The organism is Rhizobium sp. AC44/96 (assembly GCF_001692185.1).
GTDB lineage: Bacteria > Pseudomonadota > Alphaproteobacteria > Rhizobiales > Rhizobiaceae > Rhizobium.
In genome coordinates this window covers 64,116-80,899 of the sequence record NZ_LXKO01000039.1, presented here as the reverse complement: position 1 = coordinate 80,899, position 16,784 = coordinate 64,116, and the positions used below count along the sequence as shown (strand labels likewise).

Annotated in this window: 22 protein-coding genes; 7 read left to right on the top strand and 15 right to left on the bottom strand. The window is 60.8% G+C overall.

Annotated elements, in window-relative coordinates; genetic code table 11:
* Nucleotides 1-4: 4 nt before the first annotated feature.
* Nucleotides 5-1,354, top strand: a complete 1,350-nt coding sequence (gene accC / locus A6U87_RS25810) for an acetyl-CoA carboxylase biotin carboxylase subunit (protein WP_065694178.1) — start codon at nucleotides 5-7, stop codon at nucleotides 1,352-1,354.
* A gap of 6 nt (nucleotides 1,355-1,360) precedes the next feature.
* Entirely contained in the window at nucleotides 1,361-1,975 is a 615-nt protein-coding gene (aat, locus tag A6U87_RS25805) for a leucyl/phenylalanyl-tRNA--protein transferase (protein WP_065694177.1), read from the top strand.
* A gap of 22 nt (nucleotides 1,976-1,997) precedes the next feature.
* On the opposite strand, the gene A6U87_RS25800 is transcribed toward aat, so the two are convergent.
* From A6U87_RS25800 to A6U87_RS29990, 6 genes are all read right to left on the bottom strand, one after another.
* A complete protein-coding gene (locus A6U87_RS25800) occupies nucleotides 1,998-2,426 on the bottom strand; it encodes a DUF2155 domain-containing protein (protein WP_065694176.1) in 429 nt (142 codons plus the stop codon).
* A gap of 102 nt (nucleotides 2,427-2,528) precedes the next feature.
* Nucleotides 2,529-2,927 carry an NADH:ubiquinone oxidoreductase subunit NDUFA12 gene (locus A6U87_RS25795; protein ID WP_065694175.1) on the bottom strand — a complete coding sequence of 133 codons (399 nt, stop codon included), beginning with the start codon at nucleotides 2,925-2,927 and terminating at the stop codon, nucleotides 2,529-2,531.
* A gap of 105 nt (nucleotides 2,928-3,032) precedes the next feature.
* Complete coding sequence (locus tag A6U87_RS25790; RefSeq protein WP_065694174.1) at nucleotides 3,033-3,500, bottom strand: GNAT family N-acetyltransferase; 468 nt, start codon at nucleotides 3,498-3,500, stop codon at nucleotides 3,033-3,035.
* Nucleotides 3,501-3,510: 10 nt separating this feature from the next.
* Entirely contained in the window at nucleotides 3,511-4,014 is a 504-nt protein-coding gene (locus A6U87_RS25785; protein WP_065694173.1) for a GNAT family N-acetyltransferase, read from the bottom strand.
* A gap of 5 nt (nucleotides 4,015-4,019) precedes the next feature.
* Nucleotides 4,020-5,522, bottom strand: a complete 1,503-nt coding sequence (gatB, locus tag A6U87_RS25780) for an Asp-tRNA(Asn)/Glu-tRNA(Gln) amidotransferase subunit GatB (protein WP_065694172.1) — start codon at nucleotides 5,520-5,522, stop codon at nucleotides 4,020-4,022.
* Nucleotides 5,519-5,677 (bottom strand): hypothetical protein, encoded by a 159-nt coding sequence (locus tag A6U87_RS29990; RefSeq protein WP_158007300.1) that lies wholly within the window; start codon nucleotides 5,675-5,677, stop codon nucleotides 5,519-5,521. Before A6U87_RS29990 ends, gatB begins: the two co-directional genes overlap by 4 nt.
* Between A6U87_RS29990 and A6U87_RS25775 the strand changes: the two genes are divergently transcribed.
* On the top strand, nucleotides 5,671-5,976 hold the full coding sequence (locus A6U87_RS25775; protein WP_065694171.1) for a DUF1294 domain-containing protein: 306 nt from the start codon (nucleotides 5,671-5,673) through the stop codon (nucleotides 5,974-5,976). The two genes, A6U87_RS29990 and A6U87_RS25775, sit on opposite strands and share 7 nt — an antisense overlap.
* Here the strand turns inward: A6U87_RS25775 and A6U87_RS25770 are convergent.
* Nucleotides 5,973-6,479: a GNAT family N-acetyltransferase gene (locus tag A6U87_RS25770; RefSeq protein ID WP_065694170.1), complete on the bottom strand. Its 507-nt coding sequence runs from the start codon at nucleotides 6,477-6,479 to the stop codon at nucleotides 5,973-5,975. The genes A6U87_RS25775 and A6U87_RS25770 overlap by 4 nt on opposite strands.
* Before the next feature lie 294 nt (nucleotides 6,480-6,773).
* On the opposite strand from A6U87_RS25770, the gene A6U87_RS25765 reads away from it, so the two are divergent.
* The gene (locus tag A6U87_RS25765) at nucleotides 6,774-7,031 is read left to right on the top strand and encodes a YjhX family toxin (protein ID WP_065694169.1); all 258 of its coding nucleotides are present in this window, start codon (nucleotides 6,774-6,776) and stop codon (nucleotides 7,029-7,031) included.
* Between the two features lie 30 nt (nucleotides 7,032-7,061).
* On the opposite strand, the gene A6U87_RS25760 is transcribed toward A6U87_RS25765, so the two are convergent.
* The 4 genes from A6U87_RS25760 to A6U87_RS25745 form a co-directional block, all read right to left on the bottom strand.
* Nucleotides 7,062-7,328, bottom strand: coding sequence for a hypothetical protein (locus A6U87_RS25760; RefSeq protein WP_065694367.1), 267 nt, complete (start codon nucleotides 7,326-7,328; stop codon nucleotides 7,062-7,064).
* A 112-nt stretch (nucleotides 7,329-7,440) separates the two neighbouring features.
* The gene (gene gatA, locus A6U87_RS25755; protein ID WP_065694168.1) at nucleotides 7,441-8,922 is read right to left on the bottom strand and encodes an Asp-tRNA(Asn)/Glu-tRNA(Gln) amidotransferase subunit GatA; all 1,482 of its coding nucleotides are present in this window, start codon (nucleotides 8,920-8,922) and stop codon (nucleotides 7,441-7,443) included.
* A 55-nt stretch (nucleotides 8,923-8,977) separates the two neighbouring features.
* A complete protein-coding gene (gene gatC, locus A6U87_RS25750; RefSeq protein WP_065694167.1) occupies nucleotides 8,978-9,265 on the bottom strand; it encodes an Asp-tRNA(Asn)/Glu-tRNA(Gln) amidotransferase subunit GatC in 288 nt (95 codons plus the stop codon).
* A gap of 123 nt (nucleotides 9,266-9,388) precedes the next feature.
* The gene (locus A6U87_RS25745) at nucleotides 9,389-10,093 is read right to left on the bottom strand and encodes a metal-dependent hydrolase (RefSeq protein WP_065694166.1); all 705 of its coding nucleotides are present in this window, start codon (nucleotides 10,091-10,093) and stop codon (nucleotides 9,389-9,391) included.
* Nucleotides 10,094-10,212: 119 nt separating this feature from the next.
* Between A6U87_RS25745 and ruvX the strand changes: the two genes are divergently transcribed.
* Nucleotides 10,213-10,707, top strand: coding sequence for a Holliday junction resolvase RuvX (gene ruvX, locus A6U87_RS25740; protein WP_065694165.1), 495 nt, complete (start codon nucleotides 10,213-10,215; stop codon nucleotides 10,705-10,707).
* Here ruvX and A6U87_RS25735 read toward each other — a convergent pair.
* From A6U87_RS25735 to A6U87_RS25715, 4 genes are all read right to left on the bottom strand, one after another.
* A complete protein-coding gene (locus tag A6U87_RS25735) occupies nucleotides 10,644-10,976 on the bottom strand; it encodes a DUF6105 family protein (protein ID WP_065694164.1) in 333 nt (110 codons plus the stop codon). The genes ruvX and A6U87_RS25735 overlap by 64 nt on opposite strands.
* Before the next feature lie 286 nt (nucleotides 10,977-11,262).
* Nucleotides 11,263-11,925: a TetR/AcrR family transcriptional regulator gene (locus A6U87_RS25725; protein ID WP_065694162.1), complete on the bottom strand. Its 663-nt coding sequence runs from the start codon at nucleotides 11,923-11,925 to the stop codon at nucleotides 11,263-11,265.
* A gap of 146 nt (nucleotides 11,926-12,071) precedes the next feature.
* The gene (locus A6U87_RS25720; RefSeq protein WP_065694161.1) at nucleotides 12,072-12,689 is read right to left on the bottom strand and encodes a GNAT family N-acetyltransferase; all 618 of its coding nucleotides are present in this window, start codon (nucleotides 12,687-12,689) and stop codon (nucleotides 12,072-12,074) included.
* Nucleotides 12,689-14,338, bottom strand: a complete 1,650-nt coding sequence (locus A6U87_RS25715) for an acyl-CoA dehydrogenase family protein (RefSeq protein ID WP_065694160.1) — start codon at nucleotides 14,336-14,338, stop codon at nucleotides 12,689-12,691. Before A6U87_RS25715 ends, A6U87_RS25720 begins: the two co-directional genes overlap by 1 nt.
* A gap of 181 nt (nucleotides 14,339-14,519) precedes the next feature.
* Between A6U87_RS25715 and A6U87_RS25710 the strand changes: the two genes are divergently transcribed.
* Nucleotides 14,520-15,476, top strand: a complete 957-nt coding sequence (locus A6U87_RS25710) for an aspartate carbamoyltransferase catalytic subunit (protein ID WP_065694159.1) — start codon at nucleotides 14,520-14,522, stop codon at nucleotides 15,474-15,476.
* A complete protein-coding gene (locus A6U87_RS25705) occupies nucleotides 15,473-16,762 on the top strand; it encodes a dihydroorotase (protein ID WP_065694158.1) in 1,290 nt (429 codons plus the stop codon). Before A6U87_RS25710 ends, A6U87_RS25705 begins: the two co-directional genes overlap by 4 nt.
* Nucleotides 16,763-16,784 lie beyond the last annotated feature (22 nt).

Here is a 16,784-nt window from a genome sequence, read left to right as displayed (position 1 = left end):
CGTCATGGTCTCGAAAATCCTCATAGCCAATCGCGGGGAAATCGCCCTTCGCGTGCTTCGCGCATGCAAGGAGCTCGGCATTCCCTGCGTGGCGGTTCACTCCACGGCTGACGCCGATGCGATGCATGTGCGCCTTGCCGACGAAAGCGTCTGTATCGGCCCGCCGCCTTCGCGCGACAGCTATCTGAACATCCATCAGATCGTCGCGGCCTGTGAGATTACCGGCGCCGACGCGGTCCATCCGGGCTACGGCTTCCTGTCGGAGAACGCCAAGTTCGCCGATATTCTTGAAGCACACGGCATCACGTTCATCGGCCCGACCGCTGATCATATCCGGGTGATGGGTGACAAGATCACTGCCAAGACGACCGCGCAGGAACTCGGCATTCCCGTCGTTCCGGGTTCGGACGGCGAAGTGAAGACCGAAGAAGACGCGCTGAAGACAGCCGCCGAAATCGGTTATCCGGTTCTGATCAAGGCAACCGCCGGCGGCGGTGGACGCGGGATGAAGGTGGCAAAGTCCGCCGACGACCTGATCGAAGCCTGGTCCACGGCCCGTACCGAAGCAGCAGCCGCTTTCGGCAACGAAGCCGTCTACATGGAAAAGTACCTCGGCAAGCCGCGCCACATCGAAATTCAGGTGTTCGGCGACGGCGAAGGCAATGCGATCCATCTCGGTGAACGCGACTGCTCGCTGCAGCGCCGCCACCAGAAGGTCTGGGAAGAAGCAAACTCCCCAGCTCTCAATGTCGAGCAGCGCATGAAGATCGGCCAGGTCTGCGCCGACGCCATGAAGAAGCTGAAGTATCGTGGCGCCGGCACGATCGAATTCCTCTACGAAAACGGCGAGTTCTATTTCATCGAAATGAACACCCGCCTGCAGGTGGAGCATCCGATCACCGAAGCCATCACCGGCATTGACCTCGTGCACGAGCAGATCCGCGTCGCTTCCGGCCGCGGCCTGTCCGTGACGCAGGATGAAGTGCACTTCCATGGCCATGCCATCGAATGCCGCATCAACGCCGAAGACGCACGCACCTTCGTGCCCTCGCCCGGCACGATCACGCACTTCCACGCCCCTGGCGGCCTGGGCGTTCGTATCGATTCGGGAGCTTATCAGGGCTACAAGATCCCGCCTTACTACGACAGCCTGATCGGCAAGCTCATCGTGTTCGGACGCACCCGCGTCGAGTGCATGATGCGCCTGCGCCGCGCGCTCGACGAATTCGTCGTCGACGGGATCAAGACGACGCTGCCGCTGTTCCAGGATCTGGTCGACAACCAGGACATCGCGAACGGCGACTATGACATCCACTGGCTGGAAAATTATCTGGCCAACAGCAAGCCCGCGTAACATGTGATGGCAGGATCGCGCAGGAAGTCTCCAGGCATAACCCCGGAAATACTCCTGCGCGCCTATTCCATCGGGCTTTTCCCGATGGCCGAGTCGGCAGACGATCCGGAAATCTTCTGGGTCGAGCCCGACCTTCGCGGCGTCTTGCCGCTCGATGAATTCCATGTTTCCAAAAGTCTCGCGAAAACGGTTCGCCAAAAGCCGTTCGACATCCGTTTCAACCACGATTTCGACGCGGTGATTGCCGCCTGTGCCGCCGAGACGACGGACCGGCCGAGCACCTGGATCAACGACACGATCAAGCGGCTCTATTCCACACTGCACCAGATGGGCCATGCCCACTCTGTCGAGGCCTGGGATGGAGACGAATTGGTGGGCGGGCTCTACGGCGTTTCGCTCGGTTCGGCCTTCTTCGGCGAAAGCATGTTCTCACGCAGGACGAACGCCTCCAAGATCTGCCTGGTAAACCTCGTGAACCGGTTGTGCGAGAAAGGCTTTACCCTCCTCGACACGCAATTCACGACAGAACATCTCAAGACCTTCGGCGCGATCGACGTTCCGAAAGACGAATACGCGCACATGCTCTCGGCCGCGATGGAATCGCGGCATCTGGAATTCTGATTTCCGCTAGACTTTCAGGAAATTACTTGGGCGCTTCTGGCGCCGGCACGTCGGAGGTTGCCTTGCAATCCTTCAGCCAGACGTCATAGATCGGATGCTCGACGGCGTTGAGGCCGGGGCTGTCGGCAAACATCCAGCCGGTGAAGATACGGCGAATCTTGCGGTCCAGGGTGATTTCGTCGACTTCGACGAAGCCGTCGATCTTCTGTGCTTCAGCCTGATCGCGAGAATAGCATGCCTTCGGCGTTACCTGCAGCGCACCGAACTGCACCGTCTCATTCACGTAAACATCGAAGGTGGTGATGCGGCCCGTGATCTTGTCGAGGCCAGAGAAAACGGCGACAGCGTTTTCGATGCGAGCGGCAGATGCCGCCTGCGGCAGGAAGGACGTACCAAGCGCCAGGGCCAAGCCGGCGACACGCAGCACGTCTTTCCGCATGAAAAGCTTCATATCTACCTGTCTCCGCCGCAATTCAAAATCAAAGGCCGCAGTCTCTGCGGCCACCTGCGGGTAAAGGTCAATTGTGGCCAAAAGCCGAGCCGAACGGACTGCTCAGTTGCCTGGCGTCCATGCATCGTAGTCGCCGGTGACGCGCGGACGCTCGCCCGGAACGACGAGGGAGCCCGGCGGGCGGTAAGCCTGCGACGAACCGGTCGGGTTTGCGCGATGCGGCTTCTGCCATTCCTTGGCGACGTAGTTTTCCTGCGACGGCGGCGTATTGGTGCGGTGATGCATCCAGCCATGCCAGCCCGGAGGAATTGCGGAGGCTTCGGCATAACCCTTGTAGATCACCCAGCGCTTCGGCAGACCGTATGAAGACATCCCGCCTTCGTAATATACATTGCCCAATTCATCCTGGCCGACGCGCTTGCCGAAACGCCAGGTCGCGAAACGCGTCCCGATCGTCTGACCGTTCCACCAGGTGAAGATTTGCAGGAGGAGATTCTTCATGTCTTTTCCTTGAGCTTGCCAAAGGGGCGAGCGGGACCAGAATTCGATCCAACGCTTATGCCGTCAGGAGGCGTGATTGTCCAGTGATTCCAGAGCCACAGCTGGTCATTTAAGAGCCATCTTGAAGCCTAGATGCGAGGGTTTGAAGCCGAGGCGTTCATAGAAGCGGTGCGCATCCCTGCGCTTGGCGTTCGATGTCAATTGAACGAGCCTGATACCGCGACCTTTTGCCTCCGCGATCGCCCATTCGATCATGAGTGCACCGATCCCCTGGCCGCGCATGTCGGCGCGCGTCTGGACCGCCTCGATGATCATCGCGGACGAACCGCGGCCGGTGAGCGACGTCCCGATCATCGTCTGAAAAGTGCCGACCACTTCTCCCGCACGCTCGCAGACGAACAAGGTCTGATCGGGCGATGCAGCGATGATCTCGAAAGCCCTGAGATAATCAGGAAGGGCCTCGGCAGCCACGGTGTCGCCGTGTCCACCCATGTCGTCTGCGGCAAACATCGCGATCAGCGCCGAAAGGTCGTCTTTCCGGGCTTCCCGGACGGTGGTCTGAATGGTCGTCATAGGGGCGGCATCAATGGGCTTCGAGTGGCTTTTCCAGAATCAATGTCGCGATTCCGGATTGACCGGGGCCATTGTTTTCGTTGCGACCGGCATCGGCAAATCCGTGCGCTCGATAGAATGCGATTGCCGTCTCGTTTCGCGGCTCGACTTCCAAACGCATGATCTCAGCGTCCGGAAAGCAGGTCTCGAGCTCCGCGAAAATCTCGCGGCCGATACCCTGCCGATGAAGAGCCGGCTGAACATATAGCAAATGCAGCATGACCGTCTTCGTCATCTCGTCCGACATCGCGGCATAGCCGACGCCGCCGATATGCTTTCCGTTGTCGGCGACGAGAAACTCGGCGTTCTTCTTCACCAGCCGCGCCTGCAGCGCCGCCGGCGAGAAAAGGTGGGCTACAAGTTCGCTCACCTTCGCCTCGCCGTAGAACCCGGCATAAGCCGAGCGAAACGCTTCGACCAGCAGAACGCGAACCTTGTCGAGATCACGTTCGCTGGCGGTGCGCACGAAGTACACGGGCCTTACTCCTCGATGCCGAGCTTCGCCTTGACGAGAGCCTGAACGGCCTGCGGATTGGCCTTACCGCCCGTCGACTTCATCACTTGGCCGACGAACCAGCCGGCGAGAGCGGGCTTCGCCTGAACCTTGGCGACCTGATCGGGATTGGCAGCGATGATCTCATCGACAGCCGCCTCGATGGCGCCGGTATCCGTGACCTGCTTCATGCCGCGGGATTCGACGATCTCCGCCGGGTCGCCGCCTTCGGCAAGCACGATTTCGAAGACATCCTTGGCGATCTTGCCGGAGATGGTTTCGGCCTTGATGAGATCGATGATCCCGCCGAGCTGGGCCGGAGAAACCGGGGTCGTCTCAATATCCTTGCCGATCCTATTCAGCGCGCCCAGCAGGTCGTTGATGACCCAGTTGGCGGCCATCTTCCCGTCGCGTCCTTCCGCCACGGCCTCGAAGTAGTCGGCGATCGCCTTTTCGGAGACGAGCACCGATGCGTCGTAGACCGACAGGCCGAGCTCGCGCACGAAGCGCTCCTTCTTGTCGTCGGGCAGTTCCGGCAGATCGGCTGCAAGAGCCTTGACGAAGGCGTCGTCGAATTCGAGCGGCAACAGGTCCGGATCTGGGAAGTAGCGATAATCGTGCGCATCTTCCTTCGAACGCATGGAACGCGTCTCGCCCTTGTTGGGGTCGAAGAGACGAGTTTCCTGGTCGATCGTGCCGCCTTCCTCCAGAATGCCAATCTGGCGACGGGCTTCGTATTCGATCGCCTGGCCGATGAACCTGATCGAGTTGACGTTCTTGATTTCGCAGCGCGTGCCGAAGCCTTCACCTGGGCGGCGCACGGACACGTTGACGTCGGCGCGCATGGAGCCTTCGTCCATGTTGCCGTCGCAGGTACCGAGATAGCGCACGATGGAGCGCAGCTTGGTCATATAGGCCTTAGCCTCGTCCGACGAGCGCATGTCAGGCTTGGAGACGATTTCCATCAGGGCGACGCCCGAACGGTTCAGGTCGACATAGGACATAGTGGCGTGCTGGTCGTGCAGCGACTTGCCGGCGTCCTGTTCCAGGTGCAGGCGCTCGATGCCGATCTCGATATCCTCGAACTGGCCCTGACGGTCCGGTCCGAGCGAGATCACGATCTTGCCTTCGCCGACGATCGGATCCTTGAACTGCGAGATCTGATAGCCCTGCGGCAGGTCGGGATAGAAGTAGTTCTTGCGGTCGAAGATCGAGCGGTTGTTGATCTGCGCCTTCAGCCCGAGGCCGGTACGAACTGCCTGGCGAACGCACTCCTCGTTGATGACAGGCAGCATGCCGGGCATGGCGGCATCGACGAGCGACACGTTGGAATTCTGCGGCTTGCCGAATTCGGTCGACGCGCCGGAGAACAGCTTCGAATTGGACAACACCTGCGCATGGACTTCCATGCCGATGATGACTTCCCAATCGCCAGTGGCGCCGGGAATGAAGCGTTTCGGATCAGGCGTGCGAACGTCGACAAGGGTCATGAGATGCTCTTTTTAAAGCTGTTCTTTTCAAGTGGTGAGGTAAAGGAAATGGCTTTCCGGTGCAAGGCTTTCAGCACGTTGCGCGTGCCCGCATCGACGCCGCGGGGGATTTTTTGGTTGTTAACCGCAAGCCCGATACAGTCCGCCAATGCCATCACCCGAGATCATGAAATTAATCGCAGTGTTTGCGGCGTGGAATGCCTTCGTGTTCGCAGCCTACTTCGTGGATAAACAGGCAGCACGTCGCGACCAACGGCGGATCAGCGAGAAGACGCTGCTGACATTCGCATTGCTTGCGGGCACACCCGGCGCGATAACCGCACAACAGCTGCTGCGTCACAAGACGCGCAAGGAGCCTTTCCGGTCGCTTCTGATGGCCATTGCGATGCTTCACCTCCTGATCGTCCTTGCGATCATTTCGGGCGTCGCCGGCAGGATGCTTGGCCTGTTCTAGAAGCCGCCGTAGGCGCCGTCGCCTTCCGTTGTGAGCGATTTCGACAGGCCGACGGATGGTACATCGCGGTCCAGCTTCGGATTATAGGCAATGGAAAGCCAGTGAATGACGTAGTCATGCTTCTTGAAAAAGCCGATCGCCTCGGCGTTTTCGGCGTGCGTCTGCATCATGACCTTGTCCAGCCCCTGCTCCGCGACCTCCTTCTCTACCGAAGCGAGAAGTGCGGAACCCAAGCCGTGGCCGGTGAAGGAAGGATCGATCCAAAAGTCGGAAATGTTCTCGTCCAGGTCCTCGCGGGCGGCCCAGCCCGCAACATGGCCGTTCCACTCGACGACGGTGATCGTCAGCCAACGGGTCTGCGCAAAATTCAGAAAAGCGTTGCGTGCAGCAGACGCCATCGCATCCGCTTCGCCGATGGGCGCCATCACCTTCTGCCAAGCTCGCAGCCCAATCTCGCTTAGAAGCTCTGCTTCTCCCTCATGGGCATTGCGAATATGGATCAAGCAAACCTCCGCGCTGGCAACAAAAGTAAAACACCGAATCGGGCCGTTTCAAAGCCTTGCATCACCTAGAGCTGATCTTATCCTGTACAGTGCCGCGGACGGAACGCTTGACGCGGAAAAAACGGCCGACTATCAAATCCCCATGTTGAGCTCGTCATCAGAGACCCGGTAAAGGCCCTGCCCGCAAGTTTTCTTGTGCGCATGGGCCCGAAAAAAACGAAGCCCTGACGTCCGCCCCGGACGTCAGATCGTTTTTGTGCGCCGTTTCAGGCGCAAGACCGGATCAACATTTCCATGGACATTTCACGCACGGAGCAGCGCATCCTGCACCTGTTGGCCCAAGGTGGCCGCATCGAAATCAAACGCGACGACAGAAGAAAGCTCGAGACCGTCAGTTGCTTCACCCGCGACGGCTGGATCTACCCCGGCTTCGACATCGACCTCTTCCGCAAGCTGAAGCGGCTGAAGGCGATCAGATCGCAGACGGGCCAACCCTATCGTATCACCGAGCGGGGACTTAGGCTCGTCAGAGCACAACTCGACAACCGATGAACAGGAAACGGCGCCTCAAGGGCGCCGTTTTCATTTCAGCAATGCCGGGCGCATGGCAGCCCATTCGTCGGCGAAAGAGCCGGCAGCAACCGGCTTGCCCGCCTGCCGATACCAATAGCCGGCGTTCCACTCGTCACCTTCGATGCGGTGACAGAGCGCGTGGCCCCAATCGAACGGCTGTTCGCCTTCGTGCGCCTGGCAGATGTCGTGCACGGCCTTCCACTCGGCTCCCATCGCAAAATCCGCGGCGGCCAGATGGTCGAAAGCCTCAACAAGCGCTGCAATCTGCGATGCCATGGTCACCTCCTCCGCTTCGCGCATCCAAATGCGTCAGATTTCCAAGCCGTAAAACCGACTTCGCCGACCAGGGTGTGGTCGGCGAAGGTCATGTCTCTGATTTTCCGCTCGCTTACCACCACTTGGCGGGGGTGAAGCGGCCGGCGGCCTGTTCGATCACATGCGCCGTCTTGAAGAGGGTTTCCTCTTCGAACGGCTTGCCGATCAGCTGCAGGCCGAGCGGCAGACCCTTGTGGTCGAGGCCGGCGGGAACGGCGATGCCCGGCAGGCCGGCCATGTTGACCGTGACCGTGAAGATGTCGTTCAGGTACATCTTGACCGGATCGGATGCGAGATCCTCGTCGGCGATGCCGAAGGCGGAAGACGGGGTCGCAGGCGTCAGGATAGCGTCGACGCCGGCATGGAAAGCCAGATCGAAGTCGCGCTTGATCAGCGTGCGGACCTTCTGCGCCTGGATGTAGTAGGCGTCGTAGTAACCCGCAGACAGGACGTAGGTGCCGATCATGATGCGGCGCTTGACCTCCTTGCCGAAACCGGCGGCACGGGTCTTCTCGTACATGTCGGCAATGTCCTTGCCGTCGACGCGCAGGCCGTAGCGCACGCCATCGTAGCGGGCGAGGTTCGAAGAGGCCTCGGCGGGAGCGACGATGTAGTAGGCCGGCAGCGCATACTTCGTGTGCGGCAGCGAGATGTTGACGATCTCGGCGCCGGCGTCCTTCAGCCAGGCGATACCCTGCTGCCAGAGCGTTTCGATCTCTTCCGGCATGCCATCGACGCGATATTCGTTCGGGATACCGATCTTCATGCCCTTCAGCGACTGGCCGAGGGCGGCTTCATAGTTCGGAACCGGCAAGTCGACGGAGGTCGTATCCTTGGCATCGACCGACGCCATCGACCGCAGAAGGATGGCAGCGTCGCGCACGTCGCGGGCGATCGGGCCGGCCTGATCGAGCGAGGATGCGAAGGCAACGGTACCCCAGCGCGAGCAGCGTCCATAGGTCGGCTTGATACCGACGGTGCCGGTGAAGGCAGCCGGCTGGCGGATCGAGCCGCCGGTGTCCGTCGCGGTTGCGCCGGCGCAAAGATGTGCCGCCACGGCAGCGGCCGAGCCACCTGAGGAACCGCCGGGAACGAGCTGCTGGTTGGAACCGGCTGCACGCCACGGGTTGATGACCGCGCCGTAATGCGAGGTTTCGTTGGACGACCCCATGGCGAACTCGTCCATGTTCAGCTTGCCGAGCATGACGGCGCCGTCGTCCCAAAGGTTCTGCGTGACGGTCGATTCGTAATGCGGCTTGAAGCCGTCCAGGATGTGACTGCAGGCCTGGGTGTGGATGCCTTCGGTGGCGAAGAGATCCTTGATGCCGAGCGGAATGCCTTCAAGCTCGCCGCCCTTGCCGCCGGCAAGACGGGCGTCGGAGGCTTCGGCCATCTGCAGCGCCTTTTCGGGCGTGACCTTGATATAGGCGTTGAGCTTGTCGTTGGCCGCCTCGATCGCCGAGATATAGGCCTCGGTCAGTTCGGTCGCTTTGATCTCCTTGGCGCGCAGCTTGGTGCGGGCTTCGGCAATGGTCAGGCTGGTAAGTTCGCTCATGATGTTTCGCTTCAAATCTGGAATGGCAATGGTGTCGGAACGAGGCGGAAAAGCCCTATTCGACGACTTTGGGTACCAGGAAGAAATTCTGATCGGTGACCGGAGCGTTCGACACGATATCGGCAGCCTTGTTGCCATCCGTAACGTCGTCGGTGCGCTTCTTCATTGCCATCGGCGTGACGGAGGTCATTGCCTCGACACCCTCGACGTTGACTTCGGACAGTTGCTCGACGAACCCAAGGATACCATTCAACTCGCCGACCATGCGGTTTGCCTCATCCTCGGAGACGGCAATACGGGCAAGGCGCGCTACGCGCTTAACGGTGGCAAGGTCGACGGACATGGCATTCTCCGGATGGGATTTTTCCTATCGCTATAAAGGCCATGTCCGCCGCGCGCAACGGGCTGCATTTTCGATTGCGCAGAATTCCTGCCCTCAAACCGAAGCGATTTGAGGGCGCAGGCATCAGAACGAAAGGCTCTCCGCCGGCTTGATCGCCTTTACGCCGGTCTTCGAGCCTTCCATGCCGGCGACGAACTTCTCCGGCGTCTGGTCGATGATCGGGAAAGTGCCGTAGTGGCAGGGGATCGCCGTCTTGAAGTTGAAGTAACGCTGGCAGGCGAGTGCGGCGACGGCACCGCCCATGGTAAAGCGGTCGCCAACCGGGACGAGACCGATATCAGGCTGGTGCAGTTCGTTGATCAGCGCCATGTCCGAAAAGATATCCGTATCGCCCATGGCAAAGATCGATGCCTCGTCGTCAAAGTGCAGCATCAGGCCGTTGGCGTTGCCGAGCGCGTGGGAAACCCCGTCCTCGGTGATCTGCGCAGAGGAGTGCAGCGCATTGGTGAAGGTCGCGGAGAAACCGCCAAGCGAGATCGTGCCGCCGGTATTGCCCATCTCGATCTTCGACAGGCCCTTGGAGCCGAGCCATGCAGCAAGGTCGGCGTTGGCGAGAACGACCGCACCGGTCTCCTTGGCAAGTGCCACCGTGTCGCCAACATGGTCGCCGTGACCGTGGGTCAGCAGAATGTGGGTTACGCCCGATGTCACGTCCTTCAGGTCCTGGCCGGCGAAGGAAGCGTTGTGCGTGAGGAACGGGTCGAGGAGGATTTTCGCCTTTCCGGTCTCGATGCGGAAAGCGGAATGACCAAGCCAAGTGATCTTCATGAAATTTCTCCTTTTATTATGTGATGCAAAAGCCTGCTTCGATCGTTATGGACATAACCGATGCAGCCACAAAGAAAAGCGGCGGCAGCTTCAATTTCTTTTGACGGGATGAAACGACGATGACGGTGCTGACGATCGAGGAACTGGCGGCAGCGCTTCGGCCGGGGCAAGCCATAGCCGGGCTAGACCTGGGGACGAAGACGATCGGGCTTTCGATGTCGGATCTCGGCCGGCGATTCTCGACTCCGCGCCCGGTCATCAAGCGCGAGAAATTCACCGTAGATGCCGAGGTGCTTCTGAGCTTCGCTGAAAAGGAAAAGGTCGCGGGCTTCGTCATCGGGCTGCCGATGAACATGGACGGCTCTGCCGGTCCGCGCGTCCAGGCGACACGCGCCTTCGTTCGCAACATGGAGCAGAAGACCGCGCTGCCGTTCGTCTATTGGGACGAGAGACTGTCGACGGTTGCCGCCGAACGGGCGCTTCTGGAGATGGACGTGTCACGCGCCAAGCGCGCCGAACGCATCGATTCGGCAGCGGCGAGCTTTATCCTTCAAGGAGCCCTGGACAGGCTATCCTTGCTATCGAGGACGGCAGCCGACGGCTTCGAAGCCTGACGCGCCTGCCACCACGCGATGATGGCCTTTCGCTTGCGGTAGCCCAGGATCGCGAAGACGATCAGGCTGTCGACCACAATGGCGCGCGCGACCAGCGGCGGAATGGTTTCCGGCGGAATACCCAGAACATTGCCGTAAATCTGGAACGTCAGGTCATGCACCTGTCGGGTCAGCATGAAGATGCCGAAATTCATGTCGTAGTAGGAAAGCCAGTACCAGCCCGCCAGAAAAACAATCGGACCGGCCCAGAAGATCAGGAACCACTTCATGCGGTCGCCCTTCTTTCTCGTTTGGCGACTGGCCGCTCGTGTGAGGGCCATGTCGACAATGCCATCAGACCCAGAACCAGCGCCGGCACTGCAATATCCAACGCGAGCACCGCGAAAAACATCATCGCGGCTACAAGGAACGCGGCTCTCGCGATTTTGGTTCCCATGATTCCAGACACTCAATACTTTTGAACTGTCCGTACCCTGTCCCCTTAACCGCCGAGGCGCAACGTAAACCATTTGTTAAGGTTAACGCCGATGGGTGTGCCTGTGGAAAGCCCTGCCCTCAGCCGTAGACCCCACGGACGATACGCTTGAGCGCGGTTGCCGCCTTATCCCAGTCCTTCGCCGTCTTCAGCGCCAGCCCGGCGCATTGGCCGCCGGCGGATGCCGACAACACGAGATGCTGGATGGCCGCGATCAGAATGGCGTTGACGGCGACAACGTCGACGCCCTTCGGTGGTGTCAGCGAACCGCGCATGCGCTCGAGCCAAGTGGCCAGAGCCTTCGAGCGCGCTTCGGAAAGCCGCCTGACCTGCTCGGTGTTTTCGGACACCTCCCAGGCGACGATGCGACGAACCAGAGGGTCATCCCGCAAGGCTTCCAGGAAAAGCAGTGACAGGCGCTCCATCAGGTCGCCGTAAGTGAGGAGGAACATGCCGCCGGTGTCTTCCGGTATTCGATCCTTGACCCACGTGCCGAGATCAGCGCCGATCGCCTCGACAAGCCCGTTCAGTCCACCGTAATAGCGATAGATCAGCTGCTTGTCGCAGCCGGCGCGGCGGGCAACCGCATTGATGCCGAAATTCTGAAACCCCTCCTCCGCAAGCAGAGCCTTGGCCGCCTTCAGGATCGCCTTTTCAGTGGCACCGCGGTCACGCACGCGCTTCTCGGGTTCAGCGCGCGGTGCGCCGGCGATGGGTGTCAAAACCATGGGATCATTCAGCATCAGGGATTCGGGTCCGATTTGTCACTCATCGGTGAGTAACAACGCACCTCCGAACCGGCAACGGACAGAGCCTTGAAAGATTGTGGACAGTTTCGTTCAACCACAGCAAATCGCGCACCATCACCGGATGGCGACATTGCGCGATACTAGAGAGCCTGCCCGAACCAGACCGACCGTTCCGACGGCTCTACAAACGGCGCGCCAAGGCGGTTGAACCCGCGCGAACCCCAGAACCGCAATGCGTTGTGATTGTCCGCATTGGCGCCGAGATGCACTCCGCAGACGCCGGCGTTTCGAGCCTGCGACAACCATAGATCAAGAAGCCTGGTTCCCATGCCCTGCCCCTGCAATCGCGGCAGCAGATTCATATGGATATGCGCTGGAAATGCCTCGACCATTACTGCAGGCGAGCGAGCCGGATGATGGATTGCTGCGATGCGCTTCTGGTCTGCGTTCCACGCAGAAGGATCGCCCAGCGGCTCTCTGTAGGCCCGCCGAAGCGTTGGCCACCAATCGCGCTCGAGCTCTGCCTCGAATGCCACGGTATCGTGCACGCCGACGATATATCCCGCCACGCCATCATCGTCTTCGGCAACGAAGGCCGTCTGCGGGCTGAGTTGAACGTAGGGGGCGGAATAAATGTGGCCGATGAGTTTGCCATCGTCGTAGAGAGCAGAGGCATCCCGTCCGGATTCACCGGTCAGCAGCGAGATCGCGTAGATCTGCTCGAGGTCGTCGGGCCGAACAGCGCGAATCTCGGTCATCAGCTTGCCGGCGGATAGAGCAGATCGACGATGTAGCTGGCGTCGAACCGCGAATCGAGCATGCCATAGGTGGATCGCCATCCACCCGCGAGACGGGTTTCGATGAAGGCATCGGCGATGCGCCCTGCCCCCAGCCGGTAAAGCTCCGCGGCGCCGGCAGCGAGCGCGAGCTGCTCGACCAGAAGGCGGGCAGCCCCCTCATCGCGTTCGCAAAGCGCCATTGCCGCGCGCAGCACGTCGATGGTCTTCTTGCCTGCCGGACCGAGATCGCGTGCGAGACCGGCAAACACGGTCTCGAAGAGATCCTTGCCGCGGTTCAGAATGCGCAGAACATCCAGCGCCATGACATTGCCGGAGCCTTCCCAGATCGCATTGACGGGCGCTTCGCGGTAGTGCCGGGCGATCGGACGTTCCTCGATGTAGCCGCTGCCACCGATGCATTCCATCGCTTCGTAGATCAGCGCCGGCGCGATCTTGCAGCACCAGTATTTGGCAACCGGCGTCATGACCCTCGCATAGGCCGCCTCTTCAGCGCTGCCGCGGGCCTTGTCGAAGGCGTCGGCGAGGCGAAACGACAGCGCGGTGGCTGCGGCGACGTCGAGCGCCATGTCCGCGAGGACACGCGTCATGATCGGCTGGCTGACCAGCATCTTGCCGAAGACGCTGCGACCGCGCGTGTGATGGACGGCTTCGGCGAGCGAGGCGCGCATGATCCCCGATGACGCCAGGGCGCAATCGAGACGCGTCAGCGTCACCATGTCGAGGATGGTGCGAACGCCGGCATCGGGACCACCGAGCAGGAAGCCGAAGGTGTCGTTGAACTCGACTTCCGACGATGCGTTAGAGCGATTGCCCACCTTGTCCTTCAGGCGCTGGAACTGCAGGCCGTTGGCGGAGCCATCTTCCAGCAGGCGTGGGACGAGAAAGCAGCCCATCCCTTCCTTCGTTTGCGCGAGCATGATGAAGGCATCGCTCATCGGCGCGGACATGAACCATTTGTGGCCCGAGAGCCTGTAGATGCCCTCACTGACCTTCTCGGCACTTGTCGTGTTGGAGCGGACGTCGGTTCCACCCTGCTTTTCCGTCATGCCCATGCCGATCGTTACGGCCGACTTCTGCATGGCGGGCTTGTTGGTGGAATCGTACTTGCGCGAAAGAATCTTCGGCGCCCAGTCCTTCTGGACGGCCGGCGAGGCCGACAGAGCCGCCACCGAGGCGCTCGTCATGGTCAGCGGGCAAAGGTGCCCGGATTCGAGCTGCGCGGTCAGGTAGAAGCGAGCGGCACGGACCTTGTGCGCCTGATCCTTGGCATCCGCATCCGCCTGCGGGTCCCAGACCGACGAATGCAGGCCCGATGACATCGACCGACGCATCAGGGCGTGCCAGGCCGGATGGAACTCGACCACATCGAGACGCTCGCCTCTCGGACCATGGGTGCGCAGCTGCGGCGTACCCTGGTTTGCCATGCGTGCCAGCTCCTGCGCCTCCGGAGAGGTCACATAGCGTCCCATGCTGTCCAGCTCGTCGCGAATGCCGCGCGGCAGCCCGCCGGTCAGATCGACGATCAGCGGATCGGACCTGTAGGCGTTGATGCCGGACCACAGGCTCGGCTGATTGAGTTCGGCGAGTTTTTCTTCGGCGGATGTCATGAATCGCTTCTAGTGCAAGAGGCAGGCAAAGGGAAACCGGAAGTTAGATTTCGTCTTGCACTTGCTTTAGCGGAATTTCGGCAAAATTGCAGGGGGAGACGGGTCTTTGCCCACAGCGCATGCTTGCCGCCGTCGCATGCACTCTTTATAGAGCCGCTGACGACAGCATAGAGGCAGGTTCATGGTCTTCTTTCCCCACCGCCACCTCATCGGTATCAAAGGGCTCACAGAGCAGGATATCACCTTTCTCCTCGACAAGGCCGACGAGGCCGTCAAGATCAGTCGGCAGAGAGAAAAGAAAACGTCGACCCTTCGTGGCCTGACTCAGATCAATCTGTTTTTCGAGGCCTCGACGCGCACGCAGGCGTCCTTCGAGCTCGCCGGCAAGCGCCTCGGCGCCGACGTGATGAACATGTCGGTCGGCAACTCTTCCGTAAAGAAGGGCGAGACGCTGATCGATACGGCGATGACGCTGAATGCGATGCGGCCGGACGTGCTTGTCATCAGGCATTCGAGCGCGGGCGCCGCCGCCCTTCTCGCGCAGAAGGTCTCCTGCTCGGTCGTCAACGCCGGCGACGGCCAGCATGAACATCCGACACAGGCCCTGCTCGACGCGCTGACGATACGCCGCGCCAAGGGCAAGCTTTCGCGCATCATCGTCGCCATCTGCGGCGACGTGCTGCATTCGCGCGTGGCGCGCTCGAACATCCTTCTCCTGAACGCGATGGGCGCGCGGGTGCGCGTGGTTGCCCCTGCGACCCTGCTGCCGGCCGGCATCGCCGACATGGGGGTGGAAGTCTTCCATTCCATGAAGGAAGGCCTGAAGGACGCCGATGTTGTCATGATGCTGCGCTTGCAGCGCGAGCGCATGTCCGGCGCCTTCGTACCGTCGGTGCGCGAATACTTCCACTTCTACGGCCTCGACGCGGAAACGCTGAAGGCGGCGAAGGAAGATGCGCTGGTCATGCACCCCGGACCAATGAACCGGGGCGTGGAAATCGCCTCTGAGGTCGCGGACGGGCCACAGAGCGTGATCGCAGAACAAGTTGAAATGGGCGTCGCCGTACGCATGGCGGTGATGGAGACGCTGCTCGTCTCGCAGAACAACGGCCCCCGCAGCGAAGGAGCCGGCGCATGAGCAACTCGATCGTTTTCCAGAACGTTCGCATTATCGACCCCTCGCGCAATCTCGATGAAATCGGAACAATCGTCGTCGAGGACGGCGTGATCGTGGCCTCGGGCAAGGATGCCAGGAACCATGGTGTGCCCAAGGGAGCCGAGGTTCGCGATTGCAAGGGCCTCATTGCGGCTCCCGGCCTTGTCGATGCGCGCGTTCATATCGGCGAGCCTGGCGCGGAACATCGCGAAACGATCGCTTCGGCCAGCCGCGCCGCGGCAGCCGGCGGCGTGACCTCGATCATCATGATGCCGGACACCGACCCCGTGATCGATGACATCGCGCTTGTCGAATTCGTCAAGAAGACGGCAAAGGACAAGGCGCTGGTCAATGTCTACCCGGCAGCGGCCATCACCAAGCATCTGGCCGGCGAGGAGATGACCGAAATCGGCATGCTGATGGAAGCGGGCGCGGTTGCCTTCACCGACGGCCGTTCCAGCCTGCACGACACGCAGGTCCTGCGCCGGGTCATGACCTATGCCCGCGAGTTCGGTGCGGTGATCTCCTGCGAGACGCGCGACAAATATCTCGGCGCCACCGGCGTCATGCATGAGGGACTGTTCGCAAGCTGGCTCGGTCTTGGCGGCATACCGAAGGAAGCCGAACTCATCCCGCTTGAGCGCGATCTGCGCATCGCCAAGCTGACGCGCGGCAAATATCATGCGGCGATGATCTCGGTGCCGGAATCGGTCGAGGCCATAGAGCTGGCCAAGAGCCGCGGCGCGACCGTGACCTGCGGCATATCCATCAACAATCTGGCACTCAACGAAAACGACATCGGCGAGTACCGCACCTTCTTCAAGCTCTACCCGCCGCTGCGCTCGGAAGACGATCGCGTGGCGATGGTCGATGCACTGGCGAGAGGCGCAATCGACATCATCGTATCCTCGCATGACCCCCAGGACGTGGACACAAAGCGCCTCCCCTTCGGCGAAGCGGCGGATGGTGCGATCGGCCTTGAAACGCTGCTGGCGGCGGCTCTGCGGCTGCACCACAGCGGCCAGGTAAGCCTGATGCGGCTGATCGATGCCATGTCGACGCGCCCGGCGCAGATCTTCGGCCTAGAAGCCGGCACGCTGAAGCCCGGCGCCAAGGCGGATATCGTGTTGATCGATCTGGACGAGCCTTGGCTTGTTTCGAAAGACATGCTTCTCTCCCGCTCGAAGAACACGCCGTTCGAAGACGCGCGGTTCAGTGGACGGGCTGTCGCGACCTACGTCGCCGGACAGTGCGTGCATACTCTATAAGAAAAGACTGGGAGCGCCCGGA

What these genes read in the sequence shown, in the direction of transcription:
- accC (WP_065694178.1), top strand. Translation starts at nt 5, where the DNA reads ATGGTCTCGAAAATCCTCATAGCCAATCGCGGGGAAATCGCCCTTCGC.
- aat (WP_065694177.1), top strand. Translation starts at nt 1,361, where the DNA reads ATGGCAGGATCGCGCAGGAAGTCTCCAGGCATAACCCCGGAAATACTC.
- A6U87_RS25800 (WP_065694176.1), bottom strand. Translation starts at nt 2,426, where the DNA reads ATGAAGCTTTTCATGCGGAAAGACGTGCTGCGTGTCGCCGGCTTGGCC.
- A6U87_RS25795 (WP_065694175.1), bottom strand. Translation starts at nt 2,927, where the DNA reads ATGAAGAATCTCCTCCTGCAAATCTTCACCTGGTGGAACGGTCAGACG.
- A6U87_RS25790 (WP_065694174.1), bottom strand. Translation starts at nt 3,500, where the DNA reads ATGACGACCATTCAGACCACCGTCCGGGAAGCCCGGAAAGACGACCTT.
- gatB (WP_065694172.1), bottom strand. Translation starts at nt 5,522, where the DNA reads ATGACCCTTGTCGACGTTCGCACGCCTGATCCGAAACGCTTCATTCCC.
- A6U87_RS25775 (WP_065694171.1), top strand. Translation starts at nt 5,671, where the DNA reads ATGCCATCACCCGAGATCATGAAATTAATCGCAGTGTTTGCGGCGTGG.
- A6U87_RS29990 (WP_158007300.1), bottom strand. Translation starts at nt 5,677, where the DNA reads ATGGCATTGGCGGACTGTATCGGGCTTGCGGTTAACAACCAAAAAATC.
- A6U87_RS25765 (WP_065694169.1), top strand. Translation starts at nt 6,774, where the DNA reads ATGGACATTTCACGCACGGAGCAGCGCATCCTGCACCTGTTGGCCCAA.
- A6U87_RS25760 (WP_065694367.1), bottom strand. Translation starts at nt 7,328, where the DNA reads ATGGCATCGCAGATTGCAGCGCTTGTTGAGGCTTTCGACCATCTGGCC.
- gatA (WP_065694168.1), bottom strand. Translation starts at nt 8,922, where the DNA reads ATGAGCGAACTTACCAGCCTGACCATTGCCGAAGCCCGCACCAAGCTG.
- gatC (WP_065694167.1), bottom strand. Translation starts at nt 9,265, where the DNA reads ATGTCCGTCGACCTTGCCACCGTTAAGCGCGTAGCGCGCCTTGCCCGT.
- A6U87_RS25745 (WP_065694166.1), bottom strand. Translation starts at nt 10,093, where the DNA reads ATGAAGATCACTTGGCTTGGTCATTCCGCTTTCCGCATCGAGACCGGA.
- ruvX (WP_065694165.1), top strand. Translation starts at nt 10,213, where the DNA reads ATGACGGTGCTGACGATCGAGGAACTGGCGGCAGCGCTTCGGCCGGGG.
- A6U87_RS25735 (WP_065694164.1), bottom strand. Translation starts at nt 10,976, where the DNA reads ATGAAGTGGTTCCTGATCTTCTGGGCCGGTCCGATTGTTTTTCTGGCG.
- A6U87_RS25725 (WP_065694162.1), bottom strand. Translation starts at nt 11,925, where the DNA reads ATGCTGAATGATCCCATGGTTTTGACACCCATCGCCGGCGCACCGCGC.
- A6U87_RS25720 (WP_065694161.1), bottom strand. Translation starts at nt 12,689, where the DNA reads ATGACCGAGATTCGCGCTGTTCGGCCCGACGACCTCGAGCAGATCTAC.
- A6U87_RS25715 (WP_065694160.1), bottom strand. Translation starts at nt 14,338, where the DNA reads ATGACATCCGCCGAAGAAAAACTCGCCGAACTCAATCAGCCGAGCCTG.
- A6U87_RS25710 (WP_065694159.1), top strand. Translation starts at nt 14,520, where the DNA reads ATGGTCTTCTTTCCCCACCGCCACCTCATCGGTATCAAAGGGCTCACA.
- A6U87_RS25705 (WP_065694158.1), top strand. Translation starts at nt 15,473, where the DNA reads ATGAGCAACTCGATCGTTTTCCAGAACGTTCGCATTATCGACCCCTCG.